17 protein-coding genes and 1 pseudogene are annotated in these 20,171 nt (G+C 73.2%); 11 read left to right on the top strand and 7 right to left on the bottom strand.

Annotated elements, in window-relative coordinates:
* Positions 1 to 123: 123 nt before the first annotated feature.
* Positions 124 to 1,440, top strand: a complete 1,317-nt coding sequence (locus IH25_RS0119195; protein WP_078844312.1) for a beta-ketoacyl-[acyl-carrier-protein] synthase family protein — start codon at positions 124 to 126, stop codon at positions 1,438 to 1,440.
* A 301-nt stretch (positions 1,441 to 1,741) separates the two neighbouring features.
* Here the strand turns inward: IH25_RS0119195 and IH25_RS0119190 are convergent, their stop codons facing one another.
* A complete protein-coding gene (locus IH25_RS0119190) occupies positions 1,742 to 2,329 on the bottom strand; it encodes a GNAT family N-acetyltransferase (protein WP_078844311.1) in 588 nt (195 codons plus the stop codon).
* Between the two features lie 655 nt (positions 2,330 to 2,984).
* Between IH25_RS0119190 and IH25_RS0119185 the strand changes: the two genes are divergently transcribed.
* The 3 genes from IH25_RS0119185 to IH25_RS0119175 all read left to right on the top strand — a co-directional run bounded on the left by IH25_RS0119185 (position 2,985) and on the right by IH25_RS0119175 (position 5,558).
* Positions 2,985 to 3,860, top strand: coding sequence for a helix-turn-helix domain-containing protein (locus tag IH25_RS0119185; RefSeq protein WP_030611489.1), 876 nt, complete (start codon positions 2,985 to 2,987; stop codon positions 3,858 to 3,860).
* Positions 3,861 to 3,958: 98 nt separating this feature from the next.
* A complete protein-coding gene (locus tag IH25_RS0119180; protein WP_030611486.1) occupies positions 3,959 to 4,771 on the top strand; it encodes an SAM-dependent methyltransferase in 813 nt (270 codons plus the stop codon).
* 283 nt (positions 4,772 to 5,054) lie between these two features.
* Complete coding sequence (locus tag IH25_RS0119175) at positions 5,055 to 5,558, top strand: hypothetical protein (RefSeq protein ID WP_030611484.1); 504 nt, start codon at positions 5,055 to 5,057, stop codon at positions 5,556 to 5,558.
* A 61-nt stretch (positions 5,559 to 5,619) separates the two neighbouring features.
* Here IH25_RS0119175 and IH25_RS0119170 read toward each other — a convergent pair whose 3' ends face one another.
* Together IH25_RS0119170 and IH25_RS0119165 are read right to left on the bottom strand one after the other, a co-directional pair.
* On the bottom strand, positions 5,620 to 6,648 hold the full coding sequence (locus IH25_RS0119170; protein ID WP_030611481.1) for a glycerophosphodiester phosphodiesterase family protein: 1,029 nt from the start codon (positions 6,646 to 6,648) through the stop codon (positions 5,620 to 5,622).
* 281 nt (positions 6,649 to 6,929) lie between these two features.
* Entirely contained in the window at positions 6,930 to 8,054 is a 1,125-nt protein-coding gene (locus IH25_RS0119165) for a PP2C family protein-serine/threonine phosphatase (protein WP_030611478.1), read from the bottom strand.
* Between the two features lie 250 nt (positions 8,055 to 8,304).
* On the opposite strand from IH25_RS0119165, the gene IH25_RS0119160 reads away from it, so the two are divergent.
* The 4 genes and pseudogenes from IH25_RS0119160 (at position 8,305) to IH25_RS0119145 (ending at position 12,168) form a co-directional block, all read left to right on the top strand.
* Complete coding sequence (locus tag IH25_RS0119160) at positions 8,305 to 9,855, top strand: APC family permease (protein WP_030611474.1); 1,551 nt, start codon at positions 8,305 to 8,307, stop codon at positions 9,853 to 9,855.
* A 707-nt stretch (positions 9,856 to 10,562) separates the two neighbouring features.
* Positions 10,563 to 11,165: pseudogene (locus IH25_RS0119155) on the top strand (nucleotidyltransferase family protein); the annotation flags it as partial.
* Positions 11,162 to 11,440 (top strand): BON domain-containing protein, encoded by a 279-nt coding sequence (locus IH25_RS0119150; protein ID WP_030611468.1) that lies wholly within the window; start codon positions 11,162 to 11,164, stop codon positions 11,438 to 11,440. The pseudogene IH25_RS0119155 and the gene IH25_RS0119150, both read left to right, overlap by 4 nt.
* Positions 11,437 to 12,168 (top strand): metallophosphoesterase family protein, encoded by a 732-nt coding sequence (locus IH25_RS0119145; RefSeq protein ID WP_030611465.1) that lies wholly within the window; start codon positions 11,437 to 11,439, stop codon positions 12,166 to 12,168. The genes IH25_RS0119150 and IH25_RS0119145 overlap by 4 nt, the downstream gene beginning before the upstream one ends.
* A gap of 56 nt (positions 12,169 to 12,224) precedes the next feature.
* On the opposite strand, the gene IH25_RS0119140 is transcribed toward IH25_RS0119145, so the two are convergent.
* Both IH25_RS0119140 and IH25_RS0119135 read right to left on the bottom strand, forming a co-directional pair.
* Positions 12,225 to 13,472, bottom strand: a complete 1,248-nt coding sequence (locus IH25_RS0119140; RefSeq protein WP_030611462.1) for an MFS transporter — start codon at positions 13,470 to 13,472, stop codon at positions 12,225 to 12,227.
* A gap of 327 nt (positions 13,473 to 13,799) precedes the next feature.
* Positions 13,800 to 14,789, bottom strand: coding sequence for an aldo/keto reductase (locus IH25_RS0119135; RefSeq protein WP_030611459.1), 990 nt, complete (start codon positions 14,787 to 14,789; stop codon positions 13,800 to 13,802).
* A gap of 254 nt (positions 14,790 to 15,043) precedes the next feature.
* Between IH25_RS0119135 and IH25_RS0119130 the strand changes: the two genes are divergently transcribed.
* The 3 genes from IH25_RS0119130 to IH25_RS38600 all read left to right on the top strand — a co-directional run bounded on the left by IH25_RS0119130 (position 15,044) and on the right by IH25_RS38600 (position 17,043).
* Positions 15,044 to 15,598, top strand: coding sequence for a RipA family octameric membrane protein (locus IH25_RS0119130; protein ID WP_051754021.1), 555 nt, complete (start codon positions 15,044 to 15,046; stop codon positions 15,596 to 15,598).
* Positions 15,595 to 15,915, top strand: a complete 321-nt coding sequence (locus tag IH25_RS0119125) for a DUF7701 domain-containing protein (RefSeq protein WP_030611453.1) — start codon at positions 15,595 to 15,597, stop codon at positions 15,913 to 15,915. Before IH25_RS0119130 ends, IH25_RS0119125 begins: the two co-directional genes overlap by 4 nt.
* Positions 15,916 to 16,044: 129 nt before the next feature.
* Positions 16,045 to 17,043, top strand: a complete 999-nt coding sequence (locus IH25_RS38600) for a hypothetical protein (protein WP_051754020.1) — start codon at positions 16,045 to 16,047, stop codon at positions 17,041 to 17,043.
* Positions 17,044 to 17,113: 70 nt separating this feature from the next.
* Here IH25_RS38600 and IH25_RS0119115 read toward each other — a convergent pair whose 3' ends face one another.
* Positions 17,114 to 18,517 carry a DUF7507 domain-containing protein gene (locus IH25_RS0119115; RefSeq protein WP_030611446.1) on the bottom strand — a complete coding sequence of 468 codons (1,404 nt, stop codon included), beginning with the start codon at positions 18,515 to 18,517 and terminating at the stop codon, positions 17,114 to 17,116.
* A gap of 398 nt (positions 18,518 to 18,915) precedes the next feature.
* Positions 18,916 to 20,142, bottom strand: a complete 1,227-nt coding sequence (locus IH25_RS0119110; RefSeq protein ID WP_030611443.1) for a cytochrome P450 family protein — start codon at positions 20,140 to 20,142, stop codon at positions 18,916 to 18,918.
* Between the last annotated feature and the right edge of the window lie 29 nt (positions 20,143 to 20,171).

Below are 20,171 nucleotides of genomic sequence, written 5' to 3'. Positions count from 1 at the left end.
GGCGGGCCGCGCAGGCGGATCCGTCGTTCCGTTCGCGCATCCGGGTGGTAGCGCGTCCCCTCCCTGGCCGAACGAGCCGTCGTGGCGCGGGGCCGGCCCGTCCGGTCCGGATAATCACGGCTCATGCAGCAGGTGCAAACAGGCGCGCCCCGGGCCCCGGTCGCCGTCACCGGGCTCGGTCTGATCACTCCGGCGGGCATCGGCCGGGACGCGGCCTGGGCGGGACTGTGCGCCGGGCAGTCCACCGCCGCCGCCGACCCCGCCCTGGCCGGGCTGCCCGTGGCCTTCTCCTGCCGGGTCCCCGCCTTGGACACGCCCGCCCTGCTCGGGCACCGGCTGGCCCGGCGGCTCGACCTGTTCACCACCTTCGCGCTGCTCGCCGCCCGCGAGGCCGTCGCCGACGCCGGGCTCGCCCCGGCCGGCTGGGACGGCGCCCGGGTCGGCGTGGTGATGGGCGTCGGCACCGGCTCCATGCAGGGCTGGCAGGCCGAGTTCGACCGGCTCGCCGACGCCGTCCCCGAGCGCGTCTCCCCGCTGGCGCTGCCGCGCAGCGTGCCCAACATGGCCGCCGCGGAGATCGCCCTGGACCTCGGCGCGCTCGGCCCCAACATGGTGGTCAGCACCGCCTGTGCCTCCGGCACCAGCGCGCTGGGCCTCGCCCGGGACTGGCTGCTGTCCGGCCGCTGCGACCTGGTCCTGGCCGGCGGCAGCGAGTCGGCCCGGCTGCGGATGACCGCCGCCTGCTTCGCCCAGATGCGCGCGCTGTCCCGCCGCGCGGACAGCCCCGACGCCGCGTCCCGCCCCTTCGACCGGGACCGGGACGGCTTCGTCCTCGGCGAGGGCGCCGCCGTCCTCGTTCTGGAACGCACCGCGGACGCCCGCGCCCGGGGCGTACGGCCCCAGGCGCTGCTCGCCGGGTTCGGCGCCTCCTGCGACGCCCACCACTTCACCGCCCCGCACCCCGACGGAGACGGCGCCGCCCGCGCCCTCGGCGCCGCCCTCGCCGACGCCGGTCTGGCCCCCGAGGACATCGACCACGTCAACGCCCACGGCACCGCCACTCCCCAGGGGGACGCCGCCGAACACAACGCGCTGCACCGCGTCTTCCGCCGCCCCCCGCCCGTCACCGCCGTCAAGGGCACCATCGGGCACGCCATCGGCGGCGCCGGAGCCATCGAGGCGGCGTGCACCGTGCTCACCCTGCGCCACCAGCTGATCCCGCCCACCGCCAACCTGGACACGCTCGATCCGGCGATGGACTTGGACATCGTCACCAAGGTGCCCCGTCCGCACCGGATGGCGGCCGCCGTCAGCAACTCCTTCGGCTTCGGCGGCCAGAACGCCGTACTCGCCTTCACCGCCGCCGACCAGTCCTCCGAGATCTCCGACACCACCCCGCCGGCGGCGGCCCGTCCCGGCCCACCGGCGAGCAACCGATGATCGGCGTCCTCGTCGCCGTGCCGTTCCTCGCGCTGCCGGCCGCCGTGCCGCGGGCCTGACGGCACGGGCCGAGCCCCGTCGGCTTCGCGCTCGCTGTGGCCTTCCACCCGGTCAGCGGGCTCGGCATCACGGCCGGCTTCCACCGGCACTTCACCCACGGCTCGTTCAAGGCCGTGGTTCGAACGCCTCGGCTGGGCCTACGACGTGCGCTGGCCGGACCACCGCCGCCGCGCGACCCGGCGCGAACCGGACGACGACGGCCGGGCCGGGGCAGGAAGGGCCCGGTCGGGCCGGGCCGGCGTCAGCGGACCCGTTCGGCCGCCGCGCGGGTGAGGTGACGGCGTGGCCCGGAGCCGCCCCGGGGCCGGTCCGTGCCGGCCGCGGGCGCGTCGGCGAGCGGGCGGACGAAGAGACTGACGCTGGCCTCCTCCGCGAAGCCGTTGCGGCGCATCAGCTCGGCGGAGGCGGTGTTGCGCCGCTCCACGTCCGTGACCACGCACACCGCGCCGGCCTCGGCCAGCCGGGCACAGCACTCCCGCACCAGCCGGGAGGCCACCCCGCGCCCCTGGTAGTCGGGGTCGACGGCGATCCACTCCAGGTAGCCCCAGTCGGCGCGCTGCTCGAAGGACAGCGAACCGAGCACGAACCCGGCGACGCGGTCCCCGTCGAGCAGTACGAAACAGGCCGGATCCGGCGCGTCCAGGTGCCCGGCGACCGCCGACAGCGACCAGCCGGTGTAGGGCATCGCGTCGGTGTCGTACACCCGGTGACCGAGATCTAGGACGGCGGCCAGGTGCTCGAAGCCGAGCGGGCACAGCGTCAGCTCGCCGGCGGGGGGCCCGGACGTGGACGCCGGTGCGGCGGTGGGGTCGGTGGGCGTGTCGGCCATGAGCACTCCCTTCGGGGCGGCATTTCGCAGCATATGTCCGCTCCGCCGGTCGGGCACGACCGGTTCCGCCCGCCGCCCGGCCTCGGGTTGGGCCGGACGCCGTGGAAGAGGGCCGGTTCAGGGTGCGGGAAGCCCCGGAGGCGAGCCGGTCGGGGCCGCAGAGCCCAGGGAGTCGACCAGGACACTCGCCTCCGGGTGGTTCACAGGGCGGGGCACGGCATCCGCACGCCGGGGCGGCACGCTCGCCCCGCCCGGTACCGCCGGCCGGGCCGGGGGGTGCCCCCCGCCGCGCGGGAGCGGTCCGCGGCGGCGGGGGCCGACGGCCGGGCGGGGGAGCCGTCGGGGGGAGAGGACGGTGTCATCGCCGTACGCCTTTCGTCCGGCCTCGTGCGTGGGGGCGCGGCCGGCGGACGCGTTCGGCGCCTTCCGAAAGGCCCGGCCGGCGGCCTGTCCTGCCCCGGGCCGGACGTGCCGCCTGCTCCGTGGGTCGGGCCGGAGCAGCGGGTCCACTCTGGCACCTGCCAACCGGGCATCGCAACCGGCAAGTTGAAATTTGCAAGTGGCGAAGTGCATGCTGCATCCGACGGAACGTGATCGAATGGGCGGGTGACCGATCCGCCTGAGCGGACGGCCGAAGCTGACGAGGGGGGTGGGCGTGACCGTGGAGACCGAGTGGGGCGGCGCACCCTCCGTGCTGCGCATGATCCTCGGAAGACGGCTGGAGGAGCTGCGCACCCGGGCCGGCCTCAGCTTCGCCGAGGCGGGCGCGGCCATCGGGGTCAGCCACTCCACGATCCGCCGCATGGAGGCCGCCAAGGTGGCCCGGCTGCGGCTCGCGGACGCCGAGAAACTCCTCCAGGTCTACGGCGTCACGGACCAGGAGGAGGTCGACACCTTCCTGCAGTCCGTGCGCGAGGCCAACAAGCGCGGCTGGTGGCACACATACCGCGACGTCGTACCCCACTGGCTGCCCGCCTACCTCAGCCTGGAGCAGGCGGCCCTGCAACTGCGCGGCTACGAGAACCAGTTCGTGCACGGCCTGCTGCAGACCGAGGACTACGCCCGCGCCCTGCTCACCGCGTCCTACCCGCACGCCCCCGCCGAGATCACCGAACGCCGGGTCGCGCTGCGCACCCGCCGCCAGAAGCTGCTGACCGGGGCCGAACCACCGCGGCTGTGGGTGGTGATGGACGAGACCGTGCTGCGCCGGCCGGTCGGCGGCCCGCGGGTGATGCGCGCGCAGATCGACCACCTCATCGAGCTGGGCCGGCTGCCCCACGTCACCGTGCAGGTCATGCCGTTCGCGGCCGGACCGCATCCCGCGCTGTGGGCCGGCGCCTTCCACCTCTTCCGGTTCCGCGCCCGCGAACTGCCCGACATCGCCTACCTCAGCGGCCTGGCCAGGGCCGAGTACCTGGACAAGCCCGACGAGGTGGTGGTCTACCGGGAGGCCCTGGACCGGCTGAGCGCCCAGGCGCCGTCCGCCCGGAAGACCGAGACACTGCTGGCCGCGCTGCGCGAGGAGTGGTGAGCCGCCGACCGTATCCGCCCGTCGCACCACCCCGCGCAACCGCCCCCGCACGTGCCGACGCGAGGGCCCGACCCCTGACCCGAATGGGAGACACGGCGTTGCCCGACAACGGATGGCCGGCCGACCGGATCGACACCGAGAACGCCCACTCCGCCCGCATCTACGACTACATACTCGGCGGCAAGGACTACTACCCCGCCGACCAGGAGGCGGGCGAGGCGATGACGCGGGAGTGGCCCGCGCTCCCGGTGCACATGCGCGCCAACCGGGACTTCATGAACCGCGCGGTGCGCTGGCTCGCCGAGGACGCGGGCGTACGGCAGTTCCTGGACATCGGCACCGGGATCCCGACCTCGCCCAACCTGCACGAGATCGCCCAGGCCGTGGCCCCCGAGTCCCGGGTCGTCTACGTCGACAACGACCCGATCGTGCTCACCCTCTCCCAGGGCCTGCTGGCCAGCGCGCCCGAGGGTCGGACCGCGTACGTGGAGGCCGACTTCCGCGACCCGGCGGCCATCCTGGGCGCCCCCGAACTGCGCGAGACGCTGGACCTGAGCCGGCCCGTCGCCCTCACCGTCATCGCCATCGTGCACTTCATGCTGGACGCGGACGACGCGGTCGGCGTGGTGCGCCGGCTGCTGGAGCCGCTGCCCTCCGGCAGCTACCTCGCGATGTCCATCGGCACCGCCGAGTTCGCCCCCGCCGAGGTGGGCCGGGTCGCCCGCGAGTACGCGGCCCGCGACATGCCGATGCGGCTGCGCACCCTGGCCGAGACCCGCGAGTTCTTCGACGGCCTGGACCTGGTCGAGCCCGGCATCGTCCAGGTGCACAAGTGGCATCCCGACGGCGGCACGCACGGCATCCGGGACGAGGACATCGCCATGTACGGCGCGGTAGCCCGCAAGCCGTGACAGACCCGGGGCCGGGGTCCGACCCACCTCCCGGACCCCGGCCCCGCCCCTCGTCGTGCGACACGTACGACGGGCCGTACGGCGGGCCGGGCGGTCGCCGCACCCGCGACGACCGGAAGACAGCCCCAGGCAACGAGCCCGACCGGACCGCAGCGACCCGCCCGCGGCAGGGCCGGAGGAAACCACCCCCCGGCCACGGAACCGGAGCGACCGGAAAGCGGTCTTAGGGACCGTCGAAGGCCGGGATCGGCCCGGTCGCGAAGAATCCGGGGGAACGAGACATATGTCCGAGCACAGCCGCAAGACCTTCCTGACCGCCACGGCCCTCGCCGCCGGCCTCACCCTGGCCGCCGTCACCCCCGCCCTCGCGGGCGGCACCACGAGCCACACCCCGCGCGTCACCGCCGCGTCCTCGCCCGCCCAGGGCGACCCCCGGAGCGCCACCCAGCACGTGGCCGACTTCTACGGCGCCTACATCGACGCCGTCTGGGCCGCCGATGACCCCACGGCGGCGGCGAGCGCCAAGGCCCTGCGCGGCTTCTACCTCTCCGCCGGGGCGCAGAAGGCGGTCGCCGCCTACGAGCGGCGCGAGCACGCCGACGGCATCCTGTTCGCGCAGAACGTGCCGGTGAAGTGGAAGGTGACCTACACCGGTTCCGGCGCCGGCCACGCCACCAACCGGGTCACCCTCACCTGGGGCGACGGCCCGCACGCCCAGGTCAGCCGGATCGACGTCCGGTCCGACCTGAAGACCCTGAAGATCACCGGCCTGGAGCCGGCCGCCTGACCCGGACCCCGCCCCGCCCCATTCGGGGCGGGGTCCGCGCTCCGCGCACCCGGGGCGCCGGTCAGGCGCGGCCGTGCGGGTGGTACGAGCGCGGCAGCCGCATGCCCCGGCCGGCCATGATCCGCCGTACCCGGTCGGGATAGTCGGTGATGATCCCGTCGACGCCCAGGTCCATCAGCGCCTCGACGGTCGCCGGGTCGTCACAGGTCCACGGCACCACCTTCAGCCCCCGGGCGTGCGCCTCGGCGACCATGGCCGCGTCGGAGTAGAACCGGAAGTCCGGGTCGCCGACCTTGCCGCTCTGCGGGAAGCCGTAGTTGGGGGAGAGGGTGGTGACGCCGGGCAGGGTCGCCGCCGCCCGGACGAAGTCACCGCCGTAGTCGTCGGCGTCGATCCCGCCCAGCCACGGGGACGCGCCGGGCCGGCCGACCTGGAGGAAGTCGTGGTTCGTCAGCGCCACCAGCGGCCACCTCGGCGCCAGCCGGTGCATCACCTTCAGCGCGCCCCAGTCGAACGACTGGATGGTGACCTGCCGCTCGATGCCCGAGCGGTGGATCTCCTCGTACACCCGGCGCACGAACACCTCGCGCGGCGCGGTCTGTTCGGGCGCGCCCGCCTCCACCTTGGTCTCGATGTTCAGCTTCACGCCCCGGGCGCGGTAGCGCTCGACCAGGCCGAGGACGTCCTTCAGCTCCACCATCCGGAACCCCTTGACGACCTCCTGCTCGGGGAAGCCGGGCAGTTGCCGGTAGCCGCAGTCCAGCGTCTTGATCTGGGCCAGCGTCAGATCCTTGATGTACTTGCCGGCGTAGGGGTACATCGGGTCGCCGGGCGTGACGGGGCCGGTGTCCCGGCACTTGACGCCGCTGATCTGCCGGTCGTGGTTGACGACCACCTTCAGGTCCCGGGTGATCTGGGTGTCCAGCTCCAGCGTGGACACCCCGAGCCGCAGCGCCTTGCCGAAGCCCTCCAGCGACTCCTCGGTGGTCAGGCCGAGACCGCCGCGGTGCGCCTGGAGGTCGAAGCGGGCCGGCGCGGGACCGTCCGGCGCCGCGTGCGCCGCCACCGGGCTCAGCAGCGTGGACAGCACGGCCAGCCCGGCGACCAGGGGCCGGAGCGGGCGTCGCGGGGACCGGTGGGGTAAGGACGTGTGCCTCGAAGACGGGTGGCGTGAAGACGTGTGCCGTAGGGACGGGTGTCGTACGGACATCGGGAACCTCACTCGGGTCTGAGCGGGCGGGGGAGTCCGCCGCCGGGCGCGTGGCGGATTCTCGCAAGGCCCCGCGGGGCCGGCCACCCCCCGGGCTGAACATCGCGGCACGGACGGGTGAACGCCTCCGCCGTGTCCGCCGGCGGCCCCGCGCCGGCCGCTCACCCGTGGTGGTGGCGACGGTGTACGGCGGTGGTGCGGTGCACGGCGATGAGCGCGGCGTCGTCGCCGAGCCGGCCGCCGGCGTGGGCGAGCAGATCGCGCCGCAGATGGTGCATCAGTGCCTCCGGGCCGTCCCCGGTCCACCGCGCCACCCGGTCGGCGAGCGGATAGAACCGGCCCCGCTCGTCCCGGGCCTCCACGACCCCGTCGGTGTACAGCAGCAGCGTGTCGCCCGGCTCGAAGGAGAACTCGTCCAGCGCGTGCTCGACGCCGTACTGCACCCCGAGCGGCGGTGCGGGGCGCAGGCTCGGGGCCGTGACGACGTGGCCGGGGCTCAGCAGCAGCGGCGGCGGATGGCCGCAGCTGGTCATCCGGGTGACCGGCTCATGGTCCGGGATCTCCACGAGCAGCGCGGTGGCGAACCGCTCGCCCTCCTCCTCCGGGCGGTCCAGCTCGGCGGCGTAGCGGGTGATGCTCTGGTCCAGCGTGGCGGCGAGTTCCGTCAGCGGGACGCGCCGGTGCGCGCTCTCCCGGAAGGCACCGAGCAGCAGCGCCGCCTCCCCGATGGCGGGCAGCCCCTTGCCGCGGACGTCCCCGATGAGTACGCGCACGGCGCCGTCGCACCGGGCCGCCGCGTAGAGGTCGCCGCCGATCTGCGCCTCGTCCTCGGCGGCCAGGTACAGGGAGGCGATGCGCACGGCGCCGATCCGCTCGGGCAGCGGCCACATCAGCACCTGCTGCGCGGCCTCGGCGACCGTGCGGACCCGGGCCAGCTGGGCCTGCCGGCGCATCCGCAGGGCGCTGTAGAGGACGGTGAGCACGACCAGGACGGTGAGGGTGATGATCTGGACGATGTGGTTCGTGGTGCCGAGCCCGCCGTGGGTGACGCCGAGGAAGACCTGCGCGGCCACCGCGAGGGCGCCGACCGCCGCCGTGGTGCGGGGGCCCGCGAAGGAGGGGGTGAGCGCCGGGGCGATCACCAGAGCGGGTCCGAGGTGCACGTCGTAGGGGGCCCGCATGTCCACCACGGTGATCACCACGATGAGCGCGACGGGCAGTACCAGCAGCGCGCGGGCCGACGGCCAGGGCTGCCGCGGTCGCGCGCGACCGAGCCGGGGTGCCATGCCTCCCAGCCTGCGCCCGGGGTGTGTGAGACGCACGTCACACCGGCGGATTTGGAATCGGGCATTCCGGGTGCCCCTGCGGTTCCCGAATGGCGGTCGCTGATCGCTTTGCCTTCATGAAGCGGATCGACTAGCGTCATTCTCCGTTCAAATACCGGCTGGTTTCCCGATTTGGCCTGCGAAATAAAGGTGCTTGACGGGTGATCTGAACCACCCTCAACCGAAATCGCAGCATTTAGCGTCCTGTGTCATGACACAGACGGCGATGAGGCCGGACGCCCGCGACACGGCACCCGGCGACGGAGTACGGGGCAAGGGCCTCGGCGGAAATTCCATCGGCCTGCTGGGCAGCGCGGTCATCGGCCTGTCCACCGTGGCACCGGTCTACTGCCTCACCTCCACGCTCGGCTCCACCGCCGGCGAGGTCGGCCTGCACATGCCGGCCGTCTTCCTCGCGGGCTTCCTGCCGATGCTGCTGGTCGCCTTCGCCTACCGGGAGCTGAACAAGGCCGTGCCCGACTGCGGCACCTCCTTCACCTGGACGGTCAAGGCGTTCGGCCCGCACGTCGGCTGGATGTGCGGCTGGGGTCTGGTCATCGCGACCGTGATCGTGCTGTCCAACCTCGCCGGCGTCGCCACCACCTACTTCTGGCTGCTGGCCGGCGAGATCACCGGCAGCGACGCGGTGGCGGACCTCGACGGTGACAAGGCCGTGCACATCGTCACCTGTCTGGCCCTGATCGCCGCCGCCACCGCGGTCAGCTACCGGGGCATGACCACCACGAAGGGCGTGCAGTACGCGCTGGTAGGACTCCAGCTCGTGGTGCTCGCCCTTTTCGTCGTCCTGGCCCTGGACAAGGCCCGCACCGGCACCTTCCCCGGACACACCGACTTCTCCTGGTCCTGGCTCAACCCCTTCGAGGTGGACTCCTTCGCCTCCTTCAGCGCCGGACTGTCCCTGTCGATCTTCATGTACTGGGGCTGGGACACCTGTCTGACCGCCAACGAGGAGACCGTCGGCAGCGAGAAGACACCGGGCCGGGCCGCCCTGATCGCCATGGTCGTCCTGGTCGGCTCCTACCTCGTCACCGGCGTCGCCGCCCAGATGGCCGTCGGCTCCGGCACCCAAGGCCTGGGCCTGGCCAACCCGGACACCTCCGACAACGTCTTCGCCGCCCTGGCCGGCCCGGTCATGGGCCACCTCTGCGGCATCCTGCTCTTCGCCGCCGTCCTCGCCTCGGCCGCGGCCAGCCTCCAGACCACCTTCATCCCGGTCGCCCGCACGGTGCTCGCCATGTCGACGTACCAGGCCCTGCCCGCCTCCTACGCCCGCGTCCACGAGCGGTTCCGCACCCCCGGCCGGGCCACCGTCACCGCCGGCGTCGCCACCGGCGTCTTCTACACGGTGATGTCGCTGGTCAGCGAGCACGTCCTCGTCGACACCATCTACGCCCTCGGTCTGATGATCTGCTTCTACTACGCGCTCACCGCGTTCGCCTGCGCCTGGTACTTCCGCCGCGACCTCACCCGCTCCGCCCGCGACGCCCTCTTCAAGGGCTTCTTCCCGGTCCTGGGCGGCATCCTGCTCACCGCCGTGTTCGGCAAGACCCTCTACGACATGTGGGACCCGGCCTACGGCAGCGGCTCGGCCGTCCTCGGTGTCGGCTCCGTCTTCGTCATCGGGGTCGGCCTGCTGCTCCTCGGCGCGGTGATCATGCTGGTGATGCGGCGCCGCGACCCGGCCTTCTTCCGGGGCCGGGTCCTCACCGCCGGCACCCCGGCGCTCGTCGTGGAGGAGTGAACCTCCGCCGGGCGCCGTGTCGCGGGCGGCGCCCCGGGTACCCGTACCACCCCCGGGCCGATCCGGCCGCCCGGGGTGCAAGGGTGCCGAATGGAGAGGTCATGACGCACGACGGGGAGGACACCGCGCCCCTGCGGCGGGCAGAGGTCACCGAACTCCGCCTCGCCCCCGACGGTACGCGGCCGACGCCCGAGCCCGGGCCGACGGAGACCAGGGCGGTTCACGCTTCCGAGCCGACGGGCTCGACGGGCTCGACGGGACCGAGGAGCCCGATGGAGGCCATGGAGCCGATGGAGCCGACGGGAACGGTGGGGCCAGGATTCGCCTACGCTTCCGAGCCGACGGGGCCGGGACCGGCTTCCGCTTCCGAGCCGACGGGACCGACGGGCCCGAGGCGACCGGGGCTCGCTTCCGCTGCCGAGCCGACCGAACCGAGGGCCGCCTCGGCCACGGATCCCACGGAACTGCCGTCCGCGCCGCCTCCGAGTCCTCTCGGGCCACGGCCCGCGCCGGTCTCCGATCCCGCGGCGCCGCGGCCCGATACGGCCTCCGATACCGCGGCGCCGCAGTCCGGGGCGGCCCCCGGCAAGACGGAGCCGCAGGGAGCGTCGGCCTCCGGACGGTCCGAGCCGCGGCCCACGCCGGTCGCGGAGAGCCAGGCGTCGCGGCCCGAGCCCGGTCCCGAGGCGAGCGAGGCGCCGCCCGAGTCCGGCCCGGCTCCGGCGCAGCTGCCACAGGACCGCAGCCAGGCGATCCTGGAGGCCGCCAAGCAGATCGGCGCCCTCCTCAAACGCGCGGGCCACCCCTTCGCGCTCGCCGGAAGCGTGGCGGTCTACGCCCACGGCGGCAGCCGCTACCTCCAGCACGACGCCGACTTCGCCATCCTCCCCGACGACGCCGAGGCGGTGGCCGCCACCCTGCGGGAGGCCGGACTCGCCGTACGGGTCCCGCCGGAGGACTGGCTGATCAAGACCACCTGTCACGGCCAGAACGTCGACATCATCTTCTCGCTGGCCCACCAGCCCGTGACCCGCGAGATGCTCGACCGGGCCCACGTCCTGCCGGTCGACTCGGTGCTCATGCCCGTCCTCAGCCCGACCGACCTGATCCAGAGCCTGATCAGCGCCTTCTCCGAGCACTACTGCGACTTCGGCTCCGTGCTGCCGGTGGCCCGCGCCGTGCGCGAGAAGGTCGACTGGGACGCGGTCCGCGCGGCCTGCGGCGCCGAGCCCATGCCCGCCGCCTTCCTCTTCCTCCTCGAACGGCTGAACGTGATCGACGCCATCGACGCCCGGGAGGGCCGGCCATGACCGATACGAGCCCGCCGCCCCCGCCGGCGGCCGGGAACCTGGACTACCGCGTCGCCCACCTCGCCGACCACCTCGCCTCCGGGGAGCTCGGGGAACTCGGCGTACGACTCGAACTGCGCGGCGACGTCGTCCTGCTCACCGGCACCGTGCCGTCCACCCAGTGCCGGGACGACATCCTGCGCATGGCCCGCGAGGAACTGGCGGGGCATCCCGTCCACAGCGACCTGCTCATCGCCGGGACCTCCTCGCCCGACCACGGAGAGGACCTGACATGATCCGCGTCGCGGCCGTCGGGGACATTCACATGGGCCCCGAGAGCCAGGGCACGCTGCGCTCCGCCTTCGAGACCCTGCCCGAGTGCGCCGACGTGCTGCTGCTCGCCGGCGACCTCACCCGGCACGGCACACCGGAGGAGGCCGCGGTCGTGGCCCGCGAGATCAAGGACCTCGGGGTGCCCGTCGTCGCCGTACTCGGCAACCACGACCACCACGACGAACGGCCCGAGGAGGTCACCGCGATCCTCCGGGACGCCGGCGCCCACGTGCTCGAAGGAGAGGCCGCCGTCGTCACCGCCGACGGGGCCCGGATCGGGGTCGCCGGGACCAAGGGCTTCGGCGGCGGCTTCGTCGGCCGCTGCGCCGGGGAGTTTGGCGAACCCCTCATGAAGGAGTTCGTCCGCTACACCCGCCGGTGCGCCGACGGCCTGCACGGCGCCCTGAAGGAGCTGGAGGAGCAGGACTGCGACGTACGGATCGCGCTGACCCACTTCTCCCCGGTGCCGGACACCCTGGCCGGGGAGCCGCTGGAGATCTACCCGTTCCTCGGCAGCTACCTGCTCGCCGAGGCGATCGACACCGCGGGTGCCGATCTCGCGGTGCACGGCCACGCCCACGCCGGTACCGAGCACGGCATGACCACCGGCGGGGTGCGCGTACGCAATGTCGCCCAGCCGGTGATCGGACAGGCGTTCCACGTGTACCACCTGCCGGGTACGGCGGCCTGACCTGGGGCGTACTCGCCGGGTAGGCGGTTACGGCGGCCCTGTCCCGACTGGGCCCGTCAGGCCGCCGTACCCAGGGCCTCACGGCCGGTCAGGTCGCCGTCCCTGGCGGCCACCGGCACCGGCACCGGCCCGCCCCGGCGGCGCACCAGCAGGCCCGCGCCGATCGACCCGGCGATGAGCAGTCCGCCCGCCACCAGGGCGCCGCGTGCCCCGGCCCACTCCATCAGCAGACCCAGCAGCGGCGGTCCGCCGAGGCTCCACACCGTGCCGACGCTGCTCCACACCCCGAGCACCCGGCCGCGCAAGTGCGGCGGCGGGTCGGTCTGGAGCACGGCCGTACCGGCGGTGTCGGAGACGGACTCCACGACCGCCATCGGCAGCACCAGCACCAGCAGCACCGCCAGCGACGGGGACAGCCCGGCCACCACCTGGAGCAGCGCGCCGGCCGCCGCGAGCAGGCCCACGGTCCGCACGGACGGCTTGCGCAGCCGGGCGCCGAGGACCGCGCCGATGATGCCGCCCACGGCCAGCACGGTCGACACGGTGCCGAACGCCCCCGCGTTGCCCGCGAGCGGCCCGGTGACCAGGACGGCGAGGGTCAGACCGTAGTTGCGGCCGAAGACGGAGCTGAGACCCGTGATGCCCGCGAGGGCGACCAGCCGGGGCCTGCCCACGAAGAAGGCCACCCCCTCCCGCACGGTCATGGCCGCGCGGGCCGGCGCCTCCCGCGGTCCGGCCGCCGCCTCCTCGACGGCCCCGGCGGCCGGCCGCAGGAACGGCACCACCGAGGCCACGAACAGGAACGACAGCCCGTTGGCCGCGTACGCGGAGGCCGTGCCCAGGAAGCCGACGGCCACCCCGGCCAGGGCGGTTCCGGCCAGCCGGCCCGCGCTGTGCACCAGCGCGCCCACCCCGATCGCCGACGGCACGTCCGCCACGGGCACGAGATCGTTGCCGAGCAGGGCACAGGCCGGCCCGTCGACGGTGGCGATGATGCCGGTCACCGCGGCCAGCACCAGCAGCGCCGGCATGTCGATCCGGTCCAGCGCCACGAGCAGCGCCGTGGTGAAGGCCACCGCGCCGAGCAGCGCCTGACTGACGGCGACCGTCAGCCTCCGGGGCCAGCGGTCCACGGCCGCGCCGCCGAGCAGGCTCACCAGCAGCGCGGGGGCCGCCTGGACGGACATCGACAGACCGGTCGCCGCGGCCGAGCCCGTGATGTGCAGCACGAGCAGGTTCTGCACCGTGAGCTGCATCCACGTACCGGCGTTGGAGACGAAGTTGGCCGCCGACCACCACCGCATACCGCGGTGGCGCAGGGACCGCCACGGCGAACGGGAGGCCGGGGCGTGGGCGGATGGGGACACGGCGGAGGCAGAGGGCACGGCGGGGTACTCGACAACCAGAGGGCGGGGAAGACCGGCGGGGCCCGTCGGGCCGGCTGCGTCGCACGGCCGGGCCGCCTGGTCAGAACGCCGACCATGGTGGCAGACGGGACGGCCGAGTCATCACCACACCGACCGCGCACCAGGGCCGCCGAGCTGGGAAAACGCCCTCCGAGCAGGCCCGTCGCCGCCCGCGTGGGGTTCCTCACAGGCGCATCCACAGGCCGGTCGCCCAGAGGCCGCCGCCTACAGATTGATGGCGCGCATCCCCGCCTCGTCGTACCGCTCGCCCGCCGGCTCGGGCAGCTCGGCGTCGATCCGGGCCAGGTCCTGCGCGGTCAGCTCGATATCGGTCGCGGCGGCGTTCTGCTCCAGGTAGGTGCGGCGCTTCGTACCGGGGATCGGCACCAGGTCCTCGCCCTGCGCCAGCACCCAGGCGATGGCCAGCTGGGCCGGGGTCACGTCCTTCTCGGCGGCGATCTCCTTGACCTTCTCCGCGAGCCGCAGGTTCGCCGCCAGATTGGCGTCCGTGAAGCGCGGGTTCGTACGGCGGTAGTCGTTCTGGTCCAGCTCCTCGGGCGAGGCGAAGCGGCCCGCGAGGAAGCCCCGGCCGAGCGGCGAGTACGGCACGAAGCCGATGCCCAGTTCCCGGCACGCGGGCAGCACCTCGGCCTCCACGTCCCGCGACCAGAGCGAGTACTCGCTCTGCACGGCGGTGACCGGGTGCACGGCGTGGGCGCGCCGGATGGTCTCCGCGCTCGCCTCGCTCAGCCCGATGTGCCGCACCTTGCCCTCGGCGACCAGCTCGCCGAGCGCGCCGGCCGTCTCCTCGATGGGCACGTTCGGGTCGACGCGGTGCTGGTAGTACAGGTCGATGTGGTCGGTGCCCAGGCGTCGCAGCGAGCCCTCCACCGAGCTGCGGACGTGCTCGGCCGAGCCGTCCTGCGGGCCGATGGTGCTCATGTCGCCGGGCACGGCGCCGTCCATCCGGTAGTTGAACTTCGTGGCGATCACATACTCGTCCCGGCGTCCCTTGACCGCCTCGCCGACCAGCGACTCGTTGGTGAGCGGGCCGTACAGCTGCGCGGTGTCCAGGAAGTCGATCCCGAGATCCAGGGTCCGCCGGATGGTCGCGATCCCCTCCGCCCGGTCGGTGGAGCCGTAGAAGGCGGACATCCCCATGCATCCGAGCCCGATGGCCGACACCTGAAGATCCCGCAGACCGCGCTTGTGCATGGGATTTCCTTCCGCACAGTGGGTTGTCGTCTCACCGGCGACGCTACGAGTTGGAGCACACTCGAAGTCAAGGCGGGCCGGGCATGCGGGTGGCGGAGACGGGGGCCGGGGCGGCGGCAAGGGCTGACGGCTCGTCGGTCGCCCCCGCACGGCAGGCCACGGAGACCCTGGCGACCTGCGGTGAACGGCTGACGCCGCCCCCGTCCCGGGCCTACGATGCGCGCAGTGGACCGTCGCCAGTTCGCGGGAGCCTGATGGAAGCCGATCGTGTCGGAGAGAGCGGACTCGGCGGACTCGCCGGCCTGGATCCTCGTCCGCGAGGGGTCGGCGGGGCGGCACCGGCGGAGGTGTCCGCCGAGCGGGACGAAGAGCGGGACGTGCTCGAGCTGTACAAGCTCGCGGTGGAGATGGCCGACCGGGTGTCCGCGCGCCGGGGGACGGCCAACGCCTTCTTCCTCTCCGTGCAGACCGCGCTGGTCAGCCTGGTCGGGCTCGGGATGCCCGAGCTCGCGGAGTCACCGTGGTGGGTGTCCTTGGTCATGGCCATGGGCGGCGTCACCCTGTCCTCGGCCTGGTGGATGCAGCTGCGCAGCTACCGGCACCTCAACTCGGCCAAGTTCACGGTCATCAACACCCTCGAAGGACGCCTGCCGGTCAGGATCTTCACCGACGAGTGGGACGTCCTGAAGGGTGCCCCGACCCCCGGTCGGCTGAAGCGGTACGCGGAGCTGGGCACCTCCGAGCGCGTCGTCCCGCTGGTGTTCGCACTGGCGCATCTGGCCCTGCTGGCGGGCACACTGTCCCTGTGACCTACCTTGATCCGCTCGCCGAACTGATCCGGTCCTGCCTGCCCCCGGGCGCCACCCCTCCCGCGGACGCCGACGACCTGTTCCGGCTCTACGCCGTGCTGCTGAGAGCCAAGGGGGAGCAGGTCCGCGACGAGGACGTCCACGACGCGTGGTCCGCCTGGATGCAGACGATCGACAGCTCGCACGACGCCTTGGTGCCCTACGAGGAACTCGACTCGCGGACGCGCGCCGCGGACACGCCGTACGCCGAGGCCATCCGTGCGGCGGCGCGTCACCTGGAGGGACAACGGGACCGTCGACCGGGGGCGTCTTCCTGAACGAACGCCCCACACGGGCACGGTGAGTGAGTACCCTCTCACTCCATGCACAAGGGAGCAGCGAACGGGTCGCCGACGGGGCCCCGCCAGTTCCGGAGCGTCGGCTGCGGAGCCCGTGGCGCCGGGTGCGTGACGAGACTGGTCGGGTTCGGCGTGGCCCTCGGCGGCGCCAACCACATCCGCACCCCCCTGTTGTTCGGGGAAAGCCGGGTGCAGGGCATCGTCACCGGCGTGCTCATGATCGTGGCCGGCGTCGCCGCGGTCTTCGCCGGGAGCCGCATGTCCCGCTTCGGCAGGCGCCACACGACACGGCTGATCAAGGACCCGGGTCTTCTCGAACCGCGCTCGTACGTCCTCTACCTGCGTCCCTTCGACCTCGACGACCAGTTGTACGGGGTCAAGCCGGCGACCTCCCGCAATCCGGTGCGGCGACTCCAGACCCCCCTGAGCCGCACGTACGAAGAGGACATGGTGCTGTCCCTGCGGTTCAGGCTGGGCCGTGTCGTGGCCGTGGGCAGACCCGGCGAACGGCTGCCGCTGTCGGGGGCCCGGCGGTTCTACCTGCCCCTCGACGACTGGCAGCCGACCGTCAGCGACCTCATCCGCGAGGCACGGCTGGTCGTACTCGCCACCGGAACCAGCGAGGGAACACTGTGGGAGCTCACGGAGGCCGTGCGTCTCCTGCCTCCCGAGCGGCTGCTCGTCATGGTCTTCACGGAAGAGGCCGAGTACGACCTCTTCCGCAGCGCGGCCGAGGCCCGATTCGCCGCTCGCGCGGCCGAGTTCGAGGAACCGGAAGCCGCGAGTCTCGGGTCCCGGCTGCCGGACTACCCGGCCCTGAAGAACCCGGACACCGAGATCAGAATGGTCGGGACGCGCGGCTTCATCACCTTCGGTCCGGGCTGGGAACCGGAGTTCGTCCGGCTCGACCCCACCGCGGTGCGGGCCCTGAGCGACCTCGGACGTCTGCGCAAGGTCATGCGACGGCAGGTGAACCCGGCCCTGCGCCGTGTCAAGCACAGGCTCTCCCAGGCACCGGACGTTCCGGGGCACGGCGTGATCGCCCCGCGCACCCCGCCGCGGAGCGAGTCGCGCGGCAGCGACACCCCGGCCGGCGGAGCGGAGTGACCGCGAAGGCCCCGGTGCCGTGCGGGCACGGCACCGGGGCCCCGAGGAGTGGTACGGACGGCGCGGGTCGCTAGGCGCGTGGCGCGCACGGTGCGCAGCAGGACGGGGCCGGTTCGACGCAGATGGTGACGGAGTCGGTGTTGCCGGAGGGGTCCGGTTCCGTCTCGTTGCCGGTCACCGTGGCGGTGTTGGTGAGCGGGCCGGCCTCCGTGGCCTTGGCGCGCAGCACGAGGGTCGCGGTGGCGCCGTAGGGTACGTCGCCGACCGCCCACTCGCCGGTCTCCGGGTCGTACGTGCCGGAGGCGCTGTCGGCGGACAGGAAGGCGAGGCTGTCGGGGAGTTCGTCGGCGACGACGACTCCGGTGGCCTCGTTCGGGCCGGTGTTGCGGACGGTGATGCGGTACGTCACCGTCTGGCCGACGGTCACCGTGGTGGCGTCGGCGGCCTTCGTCACGGTCAGGTCGGCCGCCGGAAGGACCTCGGTGATCTGTTCGTCGGACGTGGCGGTCAGCGGCTGCGGGGTGTCGCCGAGCCGGTTCTCGTAGGTGGCGGTGGCGGTGTTGCTGATCTGCGTGCCGCCGGCGGACCGGTCGATGACCACCCGGTACTCCACCGTGGTGCCCGCCGGGACGGTCTCCGTGCTGGGCAGGCTGCCGCCCTGCCCGGCGCTCGCGCCGTTGCCCAGGTGGAAGACGACCCTGTTCGTCTCCTCGTCGAAGTAGGCCTGGTCGTCGCCCAGTTCGTCGGTCTTCGCGCCCGCGTTCGGGCCGTCGACGATGCGCAGGGACCCGGGCACATAGGCCGTGCCCTCCGGGATGTCGTCGGTCAGCACGAGGCTCTCCGCCGCGCCGCCGCCCTCGTTCTTCGCGGTGACGCGGTAGGTGATGACGTCACCCACCTCCAACGGCCCCTGCGGGATGCCGGTCTTGGTCAGTTCCACGAAGGGCGCGGTGCCGAAGAACACGCCGTCGAGGAAGTTGCCGATGCCCCGGTTGCCGCCCGCGGCGGAGACGGACCGGAAGGCGAACCGCGTCACCGTCTGTCCCGCCGGGACGGTGTAGGTGCCCGTGTAGTAGCCCCAGGCGGTGTTGCCGTCGGTGAAGCGGCGCTGCTCCACCGGTGAGCTCGGCGCGCCGATGTCCAGGGCCATGGTGTCCTGTCCCAGCCGGCCACGGTGGTAGAGCCGCCAGTACAGGGTGGACCCGGGCGTGGTCGGCAGGTCCTGGTAGAGCGTGGCGACCTGGTTGGCGTTGAGCTCGGCGAACTGCGCGCCCTCGGCCGCCGGAACGCCGTTGAACCCGGACCGCCACAGCTCGATCATGTGGTCGGTCGCGGTGGTGCGCCAGCCCGGGACGTACTTGGGCGCCTGGGTCTGCGAAGCGTCCGGCAGGATCTCGAAGTTGGTGACGGTGGGCTGCTCGAAGCTGCCGTTGACCAGGGCAACCCGGAGCGGAGCGGCGGGCGGAGTGGTCATGGGTCTTCCCCTTGCGTCGGCGTTGCTGGAACGCGCCCCCAACCGGCCGTACACACGCCGGAGGCGACGCCGGAACGCCAGCCAGAGCAGCGCATGCGCGTCACCCCGGGAAGAGACGGCCGAACGGCTCCGGCCAACCTCGTACGGCTGGTTTCAACGGCCGTCCGGGTACGCCCCTTTCCCACCGGAGGCCGGGGCCGCCGGGATCCTGTCCCTCCCGTCACACAGGTATCCCTGGCACCAATCGCCAGCTCGGCCGTGGCCTGAAACGCCCACCCACTTCTGTGCCGCTCACCCTTGCCCGGGGTGAATCGGCGAACACGGATTTGACGCCCCGGCGCGTGCGCCGGGGCGCCCGGAACCGCCGGCGGGCGGCCCGGGCGACGACCGGGCCGGCGTTACGGGTTCAGCCGTACCGGCAGTTCGAAGAGGTCGTTCTGGGTGACCACCGGCTTGTTGCGCAGCTCGCTCGCCGGTACCGCCAGGTCCAGGCCCGGGAACCGCGCGTACAGCGCCGGCAGGGCGATGCCCGCCTCCAGCCGGGACAGGGCGGCGCCGGGGCAGACGTGCGGGCCGTGACCGAAGGAGATGTGCCGGTTGCGCGTCTCACGGGTGATGTCGAAGCTGCCCGCGGTCGGACCGTGCGCGTTCTCGTCGCGCCCGATCGCGCCGTACGACACGATCAGCGCGTCCCCGGCCGGGATCACCTTGTCGCCGACCGGCACGTCCTCGGTCGCGAACCGGATCAGCACGTGCGAGGTCGGCGTGGAGTAGCGCAGCGTCTCCTCGACCACCGCCGACCAGTCGGCCCGCCCGGACAGCACCAGGGCGCGCTGCTCGGGGTGGGTGGAGAGGTTGACGACGGCGTTGACGATCAGCGAGATCGTCGTCTCGTGGCCCGCCGCCACCATCAGCTGGAGCGTGGAGACGATCTCCTCGTCCGTGAGCCGGTCGCCGTCCTCCGCCGCGAGGACCAGCGCGCTCGTCAGGTCGTCGCCCGGCTCGGCCCGCTTCGCCGCCACCGTCTCGGCCATGATCCCCGCCAGCTCGGCGAGGGTCGCCCCGACCTCCTCGGGCGGGGTCTGGGTGGAGAAGAACTTCTCGAACAGCACCTTCAGCCGGGGCAGTCGCGCCTCCGCCATCCCCATCAGATCGGCGATCACGTACATGGGCAGCGGATAGGCGAAGGCCGACTTCAGGTCGACGGTCCGGCCGTCCGTGGGCAGCGCGTCCAGCAGGTCCTGGGTGAGCTTCGCTATCCGCTCCCGCATCCGCTCCACCCGGCGCGGGGTGAGCGCCTGCGCGACCAGCGTGCGCAGCCGGCGGTGGTCGGCGCCGTCCACCGTGAGCATGGAGCGGCCCGGGTTGGCCAGGCCGATCAGCGGCCAGTCCGCGGGGATCTCACCGCGCTGCCAGGCCCCCCACACGTTGATGTCCTTCACCAGGCGCGGGTCGGTGAGCAGCGCCTTGGCCTCGGCGTGGTGGGTGACGGCCCACACCGGGACGCCGCCGGGGAGTTCGACCTCGGCGAGCGGACCGGCCGCGCGCAGGGCCGCGCTCTCGGCGTCCAGGTCGGTGACGAAGGGGTCCAGGGCGATACGGGGTGCTGCGGTACCGGTCGTCATCTGACATGCCTCCCAGGGCAGGGGTCGTA

Source organism: Streptomyces achromogenes subsp. achromogenes, from assembly GCF_000720835.1.
Lineage (GTDB): Bacteria > Actinomycetota > Actinomycetes > Streptomycetales > Streptomycetaceae > Streptomyces > Streptomyces achromogenes.
Note: the sequence above shows the minus strand (reverse complement) of the source record. Positions and strands in the feature narration are given on the sequence as shown.